The 13319-nt window shown below is 61.5% G+C and carries 11 protein-coding genes; 5 read left to right on the top strand and 6 right to left on the bottom strand.

Features of this window, described 5'->3' with window-relative positions; all coding sequences use genetic code 11:
* Positions 1-2 precede the first annotated feature (2 nt).
* Complete coding sequence (locus tag BS629_RS31835) at positions 3-974, top strand: glycoside hydrolase family 26 protein (RefSeq protein WP_018244218.1); 972 nt, start codon at positions 3-5, stop codon at positions 972-974.
* A gap of 78 nt (positions 975-1052) precedes the next feature.
* Here BS629_RS31835 and BS629_RS31840 read toward each other — a convergent pair whose 3' ends face one another.
* A complete protein-coding gene (locus tag BS629_RS31840) occupies positions 1053-2339 on the bottom strand; it encodes an ABC transporter substrate-binding protein (RefSeq protein WP_018244219.1) in 1287 nt (428 codons plus the stop codon).
* A 144-nt stretch (positions 2340-2483) separates the two neighbouring features.
* Between BS629_RS31840 and BS629_RS31845 the strand changes: the two genes are divergently transcribed.
* The 3 genes from BS629_RS31845 to BS629_RS31855 are packed head-to-tail and all read left to right on the top strand — an operon-like array spanning position 2484 to position 6385.
* Positions 2484-3512, top strand: coding sequence for a LacI family DNA-binding transcriptional regulator (locus BS629_RS31845; RefSeq protein ID WP_018244220.1), 1029 nt, complete (start codon positions 2484-2486; stop codon positions 3510-3512).
* 9 nt (positions 3513-3521) lie between these two features.
* Complete coding sequence (locus tag BS629_RS31850; RefSeq protein ID WP_026188568.1) at positions 3522-5378, top strand: DUF2264 domain-containing protein; 1857 nt, start codon at positions 3522-3524, stop codon at positions 5376-5378.
* Positions 5375-6385, top strand: coding sequence for a hydroxyacid dehydrogenase (locus BS629_RS31855; RefSeq protein WP_018244222.1), 1011 nt, complete (start codon positions 5375-5377; stop codon positions 6383-6385). Before BS629_RS31850 ends, BS629_RS31855 begins: the two co-directional genes overlap by 4 nt.
* A 29-nt stretch (positions 6386-6414) precedes the next feature.
* Here BS629_RS31855 and BS629_RS31860 read toward each other — a convergent pair whose 3' ends face one another.
* The 5 genes from BS629_RS31860 to BS629_RS31880 form a co-directional block, all read right to left on the bottom strand.
* Entirely contained in the window at positions 6415-7692 is a 1278-nt protein-coding gene (locus tag BS629_RS31860) for a Gfo/Idh/MocA family protein (protein ID WP_018244223.1), read from the bottom strand.
* A gap of 154 nt (positions 7693-7846) precedes the next feature.
* Positions 7847-8671, bottom strand: coding sequence for a sugar phosphate isomerase/epimerase family protein (locus BS629_RS31865; RefSeq protein WP_018244224.1), 825 nt, complete (start codon positions 8669-8671; stop codon positions 7847-7849).
* Between the two features lie 28 nt (positions 8672-8699).
* Entirely contained in the window at positions 8700-9863 is a 1164-nt protein-coding gene (locus BS629_RS31870; protein WP_018244225.1) for a dihydrodipicolinate synthase family protein, read from the bottom strand.
* Between the two features lie 3 nt (positions 9864-9866).
* Entirely contained in the window at positions 9867-11015 is a 1149-nt protein-coding gene (locus BS629_RS31875) for a Gfo/Idh/MocA family protein (protein ID WP_018244226.1), read from the bottom strand.
* 142 nt (positions 11016-11157) lie between these two features.
* Positions 11158-11835: a TetR/AcrR family transcriptional regulator gene (locus tag BS629_RS31880; protein WP_018244227.1), complete on the bottom strand. Its 678-nt coding sequence runs from the start codon at positions 11833-11835 to the stop codon at positions 11158-11160.
* A gap of 197 nt (positions 11836-12032) precedes the next feature.
* Between BS629_RS31880 and BS629_RS31885 the strand changes: the two genes are divergently transcribed.
* Positions 12033-13319 carry an ABC transporter substrate-binding protein gene (locus BS629_RS31885; RefSeq protein ID WP_018244228.1) on the top strand — a complete coding sequence of 429 codons (1287 nt, stop codon included), beginning with the start codon at positions 12033-12035 and terminating at the stop codon, positions 13317-13319.

Raw genomic sequence — 13319 nt, forward strand, 5'->3', positions numbered from 1 at the left:
CCATGAAGAAGCTAATGAAAAACAACCTCTCGACCACCGCGATTGCGCTGCTGTTGTTGTGTCTCGCGGATCTTCCGGGCCGAAGCGAAGTGCAATATGCGGGCATTGCGCCAAACCCGGCGGCGGCCGTGCAGACGATTATCGACAAGCGCCCCGTCCTTCATGCCGACGGAATCAAGTTCGGGGCCTACGATCCGCACGGCGATTTCGGCGCGCAGGCGAATGTCGCGACCGAAGCCCTGTTCCTGCCGTGGGAGGACGTCGACCTCGAAACGTTGCGCGTCGCCGATGCCTATGCGCTGGCTAGAGGCCGCAACCTGCTGATCACTGTGGAGCCATGGTCCTGGGACGTCGATTGGCGGCTCACCTCGGCACAGCTTCGCGCCAAGGTTTTGCGCGGTGACTACGATGTCAACATGCGTTCGATCGCGCATATGATATCCGAGCTGAAAAGCCCGGTGATCGTCCGCTGGGGACAGGAGATGGAGGACAAGTCAGGGCGGTTCTCATGGTCCGGCTGGAGCCCGCAGGACTATATCACGGCCTACAAGCGGATGATGGACATTGTCCGCCAGGAGGCGCCCGGCACAGAGCTCATGTGGTCGCCGAAGGGAGAGCCTGGTCTCCAGGCCTATTATCCCGGCGACGATTATGTCGATCTCATCGGGCTCTCGGTCTTCGGTCTGCAGCGCTACGACGAGCTTGCCTACAATGAGCACCGGACGTTCTCGGAAGCATTGAAGCAGGGGTATGATCTCGTCGCCGGTTACGGAAAGCCCATCTGGGTGGCGGAGCTCGGCTATGAAGGCGGCGACGCCTATATCAGGCCGTGGATCGAAACTGCCACGTTGAAGCAGAGCGCCTTCCCGAATCTGCAGGAAGTCGTCTATTTCAACGACCGGGATGTGCACGCATGGCCGTTCGATCTCGGCCGGCCGGACTGGCGCGTGGTCGAAAACCTGGACAGCAACTGATAGTCCGGAAAACAGAGGCCTGAAAAACGGAGAGGCCCGCCGGGGTGTTGCGGGCCTCTCCTCATGTCGGGCGACCGATCATCCCTTGATCGTTGCCTTACCCTCTTCGATGAGCCGGGTCGCCGCATCGGCGGGCGATATCCGTTCGAAGGCGAGTTCGTCACAAATCGGGCGCAGCACGCGCTGGTCGAATTGGGTTGCGCCCATCGGCACCGGCGGCGGATACTCGCCGACCTGATCCTTGAGCAGGTTCACGTATTTGACCGTTTCCTGCTCCGTCGGGTTGAGTTGCGGCAGGATGGCTTCACGGACGGTAGGCGACATTGGCACGCCGCGTTCCACACCGAGAATCTTGCCGGCTTCGGGATCATTGACAAAGAAGCTGATGAACTTCGCGGCAGCTTCGCCCTGCTTGGTCGTAGCGCCCACACTCCAGATCAGTGCCGGACGGTAATAATGGCCGGATGGTCCGCCCTTCTTTTCACGCGGCAGCATGGTGATGCCAAGCTTGTTCTTGATGATCAGCTGATAGCCGACCATCTGGTTTGAATAGGCCATGCCGATCACCGATTTGCCGAGACCAAGGCAATTGGTGTCGATGGTGTTTTGATCGAGGGTCTGCACGTCGGCAGCAACGGTGCCGCCCGCCTTACGCAGTTTCTCCCAGTAGTCGAACCATTCCCTGGCATCGTCGGCCGTGAAGCCGAGCCCCACGCTTTCCCTCGCAAAGAGGCTCTTGCCGCGCTGGCGCAGCCAGGCATCGAACACATAGTTGTAGCGCGCCGCATAGGGGCCGCCGCCCTTGCCGGAAGACTTGGCGAGTTCTACGGCGAGCTTGGCGTACTCATCCCAGGTGAGGTCGGGCGTCGGCAACGGGATGCCTGCCTTTTCGAATTCGACTGTGTCGAAGAACATCGAGAAGGAGTTGAGGCCGAGGCCAACACCATAGAGCTTGCCGTCAATGGTGGTCAGTTTCAGCATGTCGGCGCCAAAGGACTGAACGTTCAGCGTCGAGGGGACGAATTCATCGAGCGGCAGGCAGGCGCCGCGCTTCGAATAGTCTGAGATTGTTCCTGGCTCGAGTTGGAAGATGTCGGCGATCGAGCGGCCGGCCATCTGCGTTGCGAGTTTCGTCCAGTAGCCGTCGCCCGACAGCGATTCGCCGACCAGAGTGACGCCAGGCGTCTTCGACTGATAAAGCTTGGCAACATCGAGCGTACGCTTGGCGCGGTCGTTGGACCCCCACCACATGGCACGCAGCTGTGCGTCTTCGGCAAAGGCCGGAATGGCGCTTCCGGCACCGAGGGCGAGACCGGCGGCCGCACCGGCTGAACCCATCAGAAATGAACGGCGATTGACCTGCATGATATTCCTCCTTGTCCCAACTGCCCGCTGCCATCCTCCAACGGCATTATCGAGCACTTCGGCAAACAGATTACGCAAAAAAAATTTTATTGCAAGAAGCAACCATTTTCTTGCAAATTTGCATTATTTGCATAATGTTTGCCTATGAACGACCAAAAGATCAGACGGCCGCGTCAGGCCGATATAGCCACATTGGCCGGCGTTTCCGTTTCCACGGTGTCGCGCGTGCTCGCCAACGAACCTGGTATCAGCGATACCGTCCGGCGCCAGATATTGAAGGTGGCAGCCGAGAACGGCTATCCCGTCAAACCGGCTTCCGAAGCCGTTGCCGGCGGGCTGGCGTTGATTGCCAGCGACGGCGTCACCGGCACTCTCAGCGTCTTCTATGAAGCGATCGTCGACGGCCTGCGCGCCGGCGCTGCGGAAGCGGGCATGCCCTTCGACGTCCGGCTGGTCCGCGAAGATCGTATCACGCCGGATGCCGTGCGCGACTATATGCAGACCGCGGGAGCTGAAGGTCTCTTTCTCGTCGGTATCGATCCGAACGAGACGTTGCGTGGCTGGCTGCAAGCCAGCATGACACCGACCGTTCTTGTCAACGGCACCGATCCAAGGATGCAGTTTGACGGCGTTTCGCCGGCTAATTTCTTTGGCGCCTACGAGGCCACCCGCCGGCTGACCGAGGCCGGCCATCGTCGGATCCTGCATCTGAGTGGCTCCCACCGCCACACGATCCGGGAGCGCGTGCGCGGCTTCGAGGCGGCGATCGCCGCCGTCCCCGGCGCAGAGGGCCGTCTCGTGTCCCTGACCCTTGACGGCAGCGCCAGCCGGGAGGCGCATGAACGCACCGCCGCCGCACTTGCCGAGGATGCCGGTTTTACCGCCGCTTTCTGTATGAATGATTTTATCGCCGTCGGCGTGCTCGAAGCCGTCACCGAGGCCGGGCTGCGTGTGCCGGAGGATTTCGCGATTGTCGGTTTCGACGATCTGCCCTGCGCGCTGATGACAAGTCCGCAGCTTTCCACCATGCGCGTCGACCGCGCTGCCCTCGGGCGCGAAGCCGTTTCGCTGATGCTGTCCCGCTTCCGCAACAGGACGGCCGCTGCGCGCCATATCTGCCAGGCGGTCATTCCCATTCCGGGAGGAACCGTTCCGAACATCGAAAACCCGTGAGTGATGCCGATGACCTATGATCCCGCCAGCGCCAACCCGCTCGCAGGCAATCCGCTGGAAACCCGCGCCGATATGAGCCGTGCGCTGCTTGCGCTCTTTGATCCGCTGCTTGCCTGTTTCTCGAACGGCAATGCCCGCGTCACCCTCAATGGCGGCGGCGCCCATTTCGACCGGGCAGCGGCCGATCTCGAAGGGTTCGCCCGCCCGCTCTGGGGATTAGCGCCGCTTGGCGCAGGCAAGGGCGACTTCGCCCATTGGCATCGTTTCGCCGAGGGTCTCGCAAATGGCACCGATCCCGCCCATCCGGAATATTGGGGAACGGTCAATGGCCGCGATCAGCGGATGGTTGAGCTTGCCGCTCTCGGTTTTGCCCTGGCGCTGGTGCCCGAAAAAATCTGGGAACCGCTCGATGCGCGCGCCCGCAGCAATGTCGTCGCCTATCTCAAGCATGTCAGGCAGTTCGATTATGCTGACAACAACTGGAAATTCTTCCGGATCTTCGTCGATATCGCGCTCGATCGTCTCGGCGCCGATTTCGACCGCAGCCTGACGCGGCAATATCTTGAGGAGCTCGAAGGCTTTTATATCGGCGACGGCTGGTATCGCGACGGAAACGTGCGCCGTATCGACCACTACATTCCCTTCGCCATGCATTTCTATGGCCTGATCTATTCGAAGCTCGTCGATGACGATTATGCAAAGCGCTACCGCGAGCGCGCGGTCCTCTTCGCCCGGGATTTCCGGCACTGGTTTGCCGCTGACGGGGCGACGATCCCCTTCGGCCGCAGCCTGACCTATCGTTTTGCCTGCGCCGGCTTCTGGTCCGCGCTCGCCTTTGCCGATGTCGAGGCTCTGCCCTGGGGCGAGGTCAAGCATCTCTGCCTGCAGCATCTGCGCTGGTGGAAGGACAAGCCGATTGCCGATCGCGACGGCGTGCTGTCGATCGGCTTCGGCTATCCGAACCTGCTGATGTCGGAGAGTTACAATTCCGCCGGCTCGCCCTACTGGGCCTTCAAGGCCTTCCTGCCGCTGGCGATCGCTGAGGATCACCCATTCTGGACGGCGAAGGAAAAAGTGCCGGAGCAGGCGCCTGACATCGTTCCCCAGCGTCATCCCGGCATGGTGATCATGCGGGCGGGCGGCGATGTCGTGGCGCTGTCTTCCGGCCAGGAAAACCTGCAGATGCGGTGCGGCACGGAAAAATATGCGAAGTTTGCTTATTCCGCTCGATACGGCTTCAGTGTCGAGGCCGATGAGCGTGCCTTTGCGCTTGCCGCCTTCGATTCAGCGCTTGCCTTCAGCGATGACGGCCTTCACTACCGCGTGCGCGAAACGAACGAGGAAGCCAGGCTCGCAGGTGACGTGCTCTATGCGAAGTGGTCGCCTTTCCCAGATGTCGACGTCGAAACCTGGCTCGTGCCGGTCGCACCCTGGCACATCCGCTTCCACCGGATCAGGACAAGCCGGCCGTTGCGGATTGCCGAAGGCGGATTTGCCATCGGCCGCCGGGATTTCGAGCTGGATACGCTATCCGCGTCGAATGGGGTTGCCTATGCGATCGGCGAAGCCGATTTCACCGGCATTCTCGATCTCGGCTCTTCGGTCAAACGTTCGGGGCTTGTCCAGAAGGCAATGCCCAACACCAATGTGATCGTCGCGAAAACCCTCGTGCCGCAGCTGCGCGGGCAGATTTCGGCCGGTGAAACCATCCTGGTGACGGCAGTGCTGGCACTTGACGATCCCGCTGCTGTCTCGTCTGTCTGGACGAACCCGCCGAAAGCGCCTGACATTGCAGCGCTGGAGGCCCTAGTGAAGGAAAAGGGCGTGACAGTCAGCGCCATCGAAGCGCCGGGACAGATGCCATGAGCCAGCCGGCCATCGTCTTTGCCATGCAACCGTCGCGCACGGAGCATGTGCTGCCGGATGAGGTCCTGCGCCGGCTGAGTGGCATCGGTCGCCTGCTGGATCCCAAACCGCTGCAGCGCTTCGACGACGAGCGTGCGAGACGTCTGCTGGCCCAAGCCGAAATCCTGATCACCGGCTGGGGCGGGCCCTATGTCGGGCCCGAAATCCTCGCCGCCGCGCCGCATCTTAAGCTCATCGTCCATGCGGCGGGCACGGTCAAAGGCGTCATAGACGACGCCATCTTCGAAGCCGGTATCCCGGTCAGCCATTCGGCCGAGGCCAATGCCGTGCCGGTGGCCGAATTCACGCTGGCGGCGATCATCTTCGCCGGCAAGCGCGTTTTCCGTTTCCGCGATCTCTACGTCGCCGATCGAAACCGCAACCGCACCCATCCGATGCAGCGCGAAGCGATCGGAAATTACCGCCGCACCGTTGGCATCGTCGGCGCTTCGCGCATCGGCCGGCGCGTCATCGAGCTCTTGAAACCCTTTGATTATAGACTGCTGCTCGCCGATCCGACGCTTGATGCCGCCGAGGCAGCCGGCCTCGGAACGGAAAAGGTCGATCTCGACGAACTGATGCGGCAAGCGGACATCGTTTCCCTGCATGCGCCGTCGCTGCCGTCGACGCGGCATATGATCGATGCGCGAAGGCTGTCGCTGATGAAGGACGGCGCGACGCTCGTCAACACGGCGCGCGGCATTCTCATCGATGAGGCCGCGCTGCTTTCGACGCTCAAGACCGGCCGTATCGACGCGGTCCTCGATGTCACCGATCCGGAGATCCCGGAGGCGGGTTCTGCTTTCTACGATCTGCCGAACGTCTTTCTGACACCGCATATTGCCGGCGCTATCGGATTGGAACGGGCGCGCCTCGGCGAGATGGCCGTGGACGAGATCGAGCGCTTCGTGACCGGTCAGCCGCTGCTCTACCAGATCCATCAGGCAAATCTCGAAAACATCGCCTGAGGCGCGTCAAGGGGCTTAGGCAACAGGTATCAGCGCGACGTCCTCAGCGAATTTGGCGAACCGTCATTGGCAAGTTCGGGCATGAGATCGGCAATGTTGACCAACTTGCCGGTGCGCGAACTCGTCAGCGCGGCAATGCCGCAAAGCACGGACATGGCGCCCGCCCGCGTGCCGGCGCGCTGGGCGAGCCTGTCTTCAATATCGGGTTTGAAAATCATATTGCGCATCCGGTCGTCGCCGCCGTAGTGGCCGCCTGTGAAATGCGGAACGACGATGCGCTCCACCGCCTCTTTGCCGTTCGGGAAATTGCGGATGAGGAGGATGGTGTCCTCCTTCGGCTCTTCCCAGGGCTGGGCCTCATATTGACGAAGCTCAATGCGCCCTTTGGTGCCGTTGAAGGCAAGGTGATGGCCTTCGATCGGTTGGAAGGTGTTCAGCGAATAAGAGACATGGACGTTGTTGCGGTAACGGAGCGACACCACCATCGTATCAGGAATGTCGATGTCCTCGCGGAAGACGCAGCCGTCTCGGAAGTAGCCGTCGATCTTCGAGGGATCCTCGTAGAGTGAATCGAGGAAGGGATCTGCCTCGAGATCGAGGTAGTAGTCGCATTCATGCGTGTGCGGACAGAGCTTGCAGCGCGGGCCGCGGAACGGGCCCTTGCGACCGTAATTCTGCAAGTCGGCGAAGGAGGTGACGGCGTCGGGATCGCTGTCGAGATACCAATTCAGCAGATCGAAATGATGGGTCGCCTTGTGGACGAACAGACTGCCGGAATTTTCCGTATAGGCATGCCAGCGGCGGAAGTAGTCGGCGCCGTGCTTGGAGTTCAGATACCAGTGGAAGTCGACCGAGGTGACCCGGCCGATTTCGCCGGCATTCAGCAGTTCCTTGATCTTCGCAGCCGTCGGCGCATAGCGATAGTTGAAGGACACGTCGACCCGGCGACCCGTGCGCTTTTCGGCATCCAGAATCCGGCGAATCTTTTCGACCGAGGTCGTCATTGGCTTTTCGGTAATGACGTCGATGCCGGACTCCAGCGCCCGCACGACAATGTCGTCATGCGTATGGTCGGGCGTACAGACGATGACCAGATCCGGCTTCTGCTCGTTGAGCATCGAATCGATGTTTTCGTAGAGCGGTGCATTGCTGCCGATCATGTTACGCGCGCGTTCCCCGCGCAGCGAATTCTTCTCGACGATCGCGGTCAGGTCGACATGCTCGCGCCAGCCGGCAAGCAGATCCTTGCCCCACATGGTGGTGCCGCGGTTTCCCGTACCGATCAGGGCAAAACGGCGTTTTTCCATCGAATGATCCTCCTGCATGCGTGATGAAACAAATACTGAAAATCAGGCCTAAAGCGCGTCGCGATCTTTCAGATTCGCGTGGCCCGCGCTTCAGGTCTTTGGTTTTTCGCACATCATGGTCGCAAAACCGCTGCACACTTTTGTGCGACACGCTTTAGCAGCAGCTCCTGAAGCGCTCGACGCAGGTGGCGATCACTTCCTCGGCCGGGCGTTTCCACCAGTTTTCGGCCGAAAAGATTTCCACCTCCTGCGCGCCGAAGAAACCGGCGGTCTCCACCATCCGTCTTATGCCTTTGAGGTCGATCACACCATCGCCCATCATGCCGCGGTCGAGCAGCATGTCCTTTGTCGGCACCAGCCAGTCGCAGATATGATGGGCAAAGATGCGTTTCATGCGCCCGGCGCGGGCAATCTGGTTGGCAAGATCGGGGTCCCACCAGACGTGATAGACATCGACAGCAACGCCGACATCCTCCCCGAGCTGCTCGCACATGTCGAGCGCCTGGCCGAGTGTATTCACGCAGGCACGGTCGGCGGCATACATTGGATGCAGCGGCTCGATAGCGAGCTTTACACCCGAGGCCTGCGCATGCGGCATTACGGCGGCGATGCCGTCGAACACCATCTGGCGGGCGGCGACGATGTCCTTCGAACTGCCCGGCAGGCCGCCGACGACGAGCACGAGGCAATCGGCTGAAAATGCCGCCGCTTCGTCGATGGCACGCCTGTTGTCGTCGAGATTTTTCTGCCAGTCGGCATCGTTTGCCGCCGGGAAGAAGCCGCCGCGGCAAAGCCCGGTCAGCTTGATGCCGTTGGATTTGACGATACGCACCGCTTCATCGAGACCGACCTTGGCAACCTGGTCGCGCCAGGGCGCGATCGCGGTGATGCCGTGTTTCAGGCAGATATCGACGGCCTGGGCAAAGCCGCACTGTTCGCGGATCGTCGCCAGATTGATCGAAAGCCCTTCGACCTGCATGTCATTCTCCTCCCATCACCTCAGCGCTTCAGTTGACGCCGTGGACGGCGAGCACTTGACGCATGCGGCTTGCAGCAAGTTCGGGATCTGCCAGAACCCGTGCCTTGTCGGCCAGGCGGAAGAGTTCGGCCAGATGCGTCAGCGAGCGGGTGCTCTGCTGGCCGCCGACCATGACAAAATGGTCCTGCAGGCCGTTGAGATAGGCGAGGAAGACGACGCCGGTCTTGTAGAAGCGGGTCGGCGCCTTGAAGATGTGGCGCGACAGCGGCACGGTCGGCTCCAGCAGATCGAAGAATTCATGGTTGCTTTTGCGGCCGAGCGCTTCGAGGGCTGCCGAGGCTGCCGGCGCGATCGCATCGAAAATGCCGAGCAGCGCGTCGGAATGGCCTTCTTCGTCGCCGGCAATCAGTTCGGCATAGTTGAAATCGTCGCCGGTATACATGCGCACGCCTTTCGGCAACCGGCGGCGCATCGCCACTTCCTTCTCCTTGGAGAGCAGCGAGATCTTGATGCCGTCGACCTTGTCGGCATGGGCTTCGATCACCTCAAGGCAGGTGGACATGGCTTGGATATGATCACCATTGCCCCAATAACCCTCGAGTGCCGGATCGAACATTTCCCCGAGCCAATGGATGATGACGGGTTCCCTGACCTGGCGGAGGATGCGGTCATAGACGCTTACATAGTCGTCCGGTCCTTTGGCGGCGGCGGCAAGCGCCCGGCTTGCCATCAGGATGATGCGGCCGCCGGCCGCCTCCACCGTTTCGATCTGCTCCTCATAGGCCCTGAGGATCGTGTCGATAGTGACGTCAGGTCCCGGCGTCAGATGGTCGGTGCCGGCGCCGCAGGCGATCAGCGCGTCCTTGCGGCCGGCCGCCTCACTGAGCGCCCGGCGGATGAGGTCGCGCGCATCCGGCCAGCCGAGGCCCATGCCGCGCTGCGCCGTATCCATCGCTTCGGCAACGCCGAGGCCGAGATCCCAGAGCCGATGGCGGAAGGCGAGCGTCCGCTCCCAATCGATCGCCGGTGTCAGCCACGGATCGTTGTCGGCGAGCGGATCGGCGACGACATGGGCCGCGGCAAAGGCGATGCGTGGAAAGGCCTTGGCGTCGCGCTTGGCGAGCGCGATCGGCGTGCCTGTCAGCGTGTAGGGAACGATCTTGCCGTCAAGAGGGAGATTGATCGTCGTCACGGCTCAGAACTCCAGTGCGGGAACATCGAGCCAGCGGCGCTCGGCCCATGATTTCAGGCCGAGTTCGGCAAGCTGTACGCCCTTGGCGCCGGCTTCCAGGCCATAGGGCCACGGCGCATCTTCGACGACATGGCGGATGAACATTTCCCACTGGGCCTTGAAGCCGTTGTCGAATGGCTGCGTGTCAGGAACCTCGTCCCAGGTCTTGTAGAAGTCGATCGTTTGCGGCTGGTCCGGGTTCCAGACTGGCTTCGGCGTGTTGACGCGGTGCTGGCTCCAGCATTTCGTCAGGCCGGCGACGGCCGAACCATGTGTGCCGTCGACCTGGAAGGTGACGAGGTCGTCGCGGCGGACGCGAACGGCCCAGGAGGAATTGATCTGCGCGATCGCGCCGCCTTCGAGCTCGAAGGTCGCATAGGCCGCATCGTCCGTGTCGCAATCATAGGGCTTGCCCTGCTCGTCGATGCGCTGGCCGATATGAGTGGCGCCGAGGCAGGAGACAGCCTTGACCTCCCCGAACAGATTGTCGAGCACGTAGCGCCAGTGGCAGAGCATGTCGAGAATGATGCCGCCGCCGTCGCCTTTACGGTAGTTCCAGGACGGGCGCTGAGCCGGCACGCCCCAATCGCCTTCGAAAACCCAGTAGCCGAATTCGCCGCGCACCGAGAGGATCTTGCCGAAGAAGCCGGAATCCCTGAGCAGCGCCAGCTTGCGCAGGCCGGGCAGGAAGAGCTTGTCCTGCACGACGCCGTGCTTGAGGCCGGAGCCGCGCGCCTTGCGCGCAAGGTCGAGTGCCACCTGCAGATCGTCGGAGATCGGCTTTTCGCAATAGACATGCTTGCCGGCATCGAGCGCCTTGGACAGCAGCTCGGCTCGCATCAGCGTCGTGCCTGCGTCGAAGAAGATCGTGTCGTCGGGATTGGCAAGAGCCGCATCGAGATCGGTCGACCAGCGCTTGATGCCGTGCTTCTTCGCCAGCTCGTCCATCTTGGCGCCGTTGCGGCCGACGATGATCGGGTCGATCTCGAGTTTCTCGCCCGATTTGAGCGTGATGCCGCCCTGGTCGCGGAAAGCGAGAATCGAACGCACCAGGTGCTGATTGTACCCCATGCGGCCGGTGACGCCGTGCAAGATGATCCCCAAGCGTGCCATTTTTTCCTCCCAGCAATCTTTTGCGGCGGGAGCGGGCATCCTGGCCCGGCCCTCCCAAGCCGGTAACTAAACAGTTACTTGATGGCAGAAGATCGGAGCGGCTGTCAAGAGTCAAATCCGATTTTCGAGATCAGGAAAGGCTCTAGCGCTTGATCGAGGCGAGCGTGACGTGGACGATATGCCTCTCCCAGGCATTGAGATGGGTCGGCTCGATCAGGTCGCGGCCGAAGATCGTCGACAGCGTGTACTGGTTGGAAAGGTAGAAATAACCGAGCGAGGCGATCGTGAGGTAGACATGCAGGGGATCGGCGGTCTGGATGAAGACGCCCTGCTTCTTTCCCTGCTCGAGCACTTGAGAAAGCTCGCCGATCAAATGCGAATGCAGTTCCTTGAGCCGGACGGACTGACGCAGCCAGCGGGCGCGATGCAGATTTTCCGTGCCGAGCAGGCTGAGAAATTCCGGATGCTGGAGAAAATAACGCCAGGTGAAGAGTGCCAGTTCGCCGATGCCTTCCTCCGGGCTGCGGTCGCCGATATGAAGCGCGCGCTCGGCGGTGCGGATGCCGACATAGGCTTCTTCGAGCACCTTGAGGTAGAGCTGCTCCTTGTCGCCGAAATAATGATAGAGCATCCGCTTGTTGGTGCCAGCGCGCTCGGCGATCGCATCGACGCGAGCCCCACCCATGCCGTTTTCAGCGAATTCCCGGGTTGCCGCTTCGAGGATCGCAGCGCGTGTCCGCTCCGGATCGCGGTGGGCCGCCCGTTCCGCGACCGGGCGTCGAGACCGTTTCTTTGCCCCCTTCTCCCCGCTGTCGTTCATCTCTCCACCTCCGTCTTCACATGTTGCGCTCATAAGCCTTCGGTGCGAAATTGTAAAAACCGAATTTGAACGGCCCGCGAGCGACACCGCTTGACACGCTCGCCGCTTTGCCCGTAGCTTGTAACCAATTAGTTATTTATGCAAGGGTAACTAGGTTCGGAAGCGTGTGGAGGCGCTTCCCTTTGGAGGAGGAAAAAATGAGCCTACGTGTAAGCAGACGTAATTTCGTTGCGGGAGGAGCGACGCTTCTTTCGCTCTCGGCGCTGGGAACCAGCGCTTTGGCACAGGAAACGCGCCTGCGTCTCCTGTGGTGGGGCTCGCAGCCGCGCGCCGATCGCACCAACAAGGTATCGCAGCTCTATCAGACGAAGAAGCCGGGCACGTCGATCACCGGCGAATTCCTCGGCTGGGGCGACTACTGGCCGCGCCTTGCGACCCAGGTCGCCGGCCGCAACGCGCCCGATGTCATCCAGATGGACTATCGCTATATCGTCCAGTATGCGCGGCGCGGCGCGCTCGCCCCGCTCGAATCCTATATGCCGGCCAAGCTCAACCTCGACGATTTCGACAAGGCGCAGATCGAAGGCGGCAGTGTCGACGGCCACCTCTACGGCGTCAGCCTCGGGGCGAATTCGGCGGCCACGGTCCTGAACACCACTGCCTTCAAGGAGGCCGGCGTCGATCTGCCGACCCAGGCAACCACCTGGGAAGAATTCGGCCGCATCGGTGCGGAGATCACCAAGGCGGGCAAACGCAAGGGCATGTTCGGCATGGCCGACGGCAGCGGCGGTGAACCACTGTTCGAAAATTGGCTGCGTCAGCGCGGCAAGGCGCTTTATACTGCCGACGGCAAGATCGCCTTCGGCGTGGACGATGCCTCGGAATGGTACGACATGTGGGCCAAGTTCCGGGCTGCCGGCGCCTGCGTTCCTGCCGATGTCCAGGCCCTCGATAAGAACGATATCGAAACCAACACGATATCGCTCGGCAAGTCGGCCGCTGGTTTCGCCCATTCCAACCAGTTCGTCGCCTATCAGGCAATGAACAAGGACAAGCTGGCGCTGACCAACTACATGCGGGTCAAGGCGGATTCGAAGGGCGGCCACTACCGCAAGCCGTCGATGTTCTTCTCGGTCTCCGCCCAGTCGAAAGCTGTGGACCTGGCCGTGGACTACGTCAATTTCTTCGTCAAGGACCCTGAGGCAGCGCTGCTTCTGGATGTCGAACGCGGCATTCCCGAATCGAGCGCCATGCGTGAGGTCGTCGCGGCGAAGCTCGACGAGAACGGCAAGATTGCGCTGGCCTATGTCAGCGGCCTTGGCGAACTCGCCGGCAAATTGCCGCCGCCACCGCCCGCCGGCGCCGGTGAAGGCGAGCTGACCCTACGCAACATCGCCGAACAAGTGGCCTTTGGACAGGTATCTCCTTCCGATGGCGGCAAACAGCTTGTCGATGAAATCACGCAGATTCTCGCACGAGGCTGA

The organism is Rhizobium leguminosarum bv. viciae USDA 2370 (genome assembly GCF_002008365.1).
Lineage (GTDB): Bacteria > Pseudomonadota > Alphaproteobacteria > Rhizobiales > Rhizobiaceae > Rhizobium > Rhizobium leguminosarum.

Excerpts from the sequence above, each read along its gene's own strand:
- BS629_RS31865 (WP_018244224.1), bottom strand. The coding sequence starts at position 8,671 with ATGCAGGTCGAAGGGCTTTCGATCAATCTGGCGACGATCCGCGAACAG.
- BS629_RS31860 (WP_018244223.1), bottom strand. The coding sequence starts at position 7,692 with ATGGAAAAACGCCGTTTTGCCCTGATCGGTACGGGAAACCGCGGCACC.
- BS629_RS31885 (WP_018244228.1), top strand. The coding sequence starts at position 12,033 with ATGAGCCTACGTGTAAGCAGACGTAATTTCGTTGCGGGAGGAGCGACG.
- BS629_RS31855 (WP_018244222.1), top strand. The coding sequence starts at position 5,375 with ATGAGCCAGCCGGCCATCGTCTTTGCCATGCAACCGTCGCGCACGGAG.
- BS629_RS31835 (WP_018244218.1), top strand. The coding sequence starts at position 3 with ATGAAGAAGCTAATGAAAAACAACCTCTCGACCACCGCGATTGCGCTG.
- BS629_RS31840 (WP_018244219.1), bottom strand. The coding sequence starts at position 2,339 with ATGCAGGTCAATCGCCGTTCATTTCTGATGGGTTCAGCCGGTGCGGCC.
- BS629_RS31875 (WP_018244226.1), bottom strand. The coding sequence starts at position 11,015 with ATGGCACGCTTGGGGATCATCTTGCACGGCGTCACCGGCCGCATGGGG.
- BS629_RS31850 (WP_026188568.1), top strand. The coding sequence starts at position 3,522 with ATGACCTATGATCCCGCCAGCGCCAACCCGCTCGCAGGCAATCCGCTG.
- BS629_RS31880 (WP_018244227.1), bottom strand. The coding sequence starts at position 11,835 with ATGAACGACAGCGGGGAGAAGGGGGCAAAGAAACGGTCTCGACGCCCG.
- BS629_RS31845 (WP_018244220.1), top strand. The coding sequence starts at position 2,484 with ATGAACGACCAAAAGATCAGACGGCCGCGTCAGGCCGATATAGCCACA.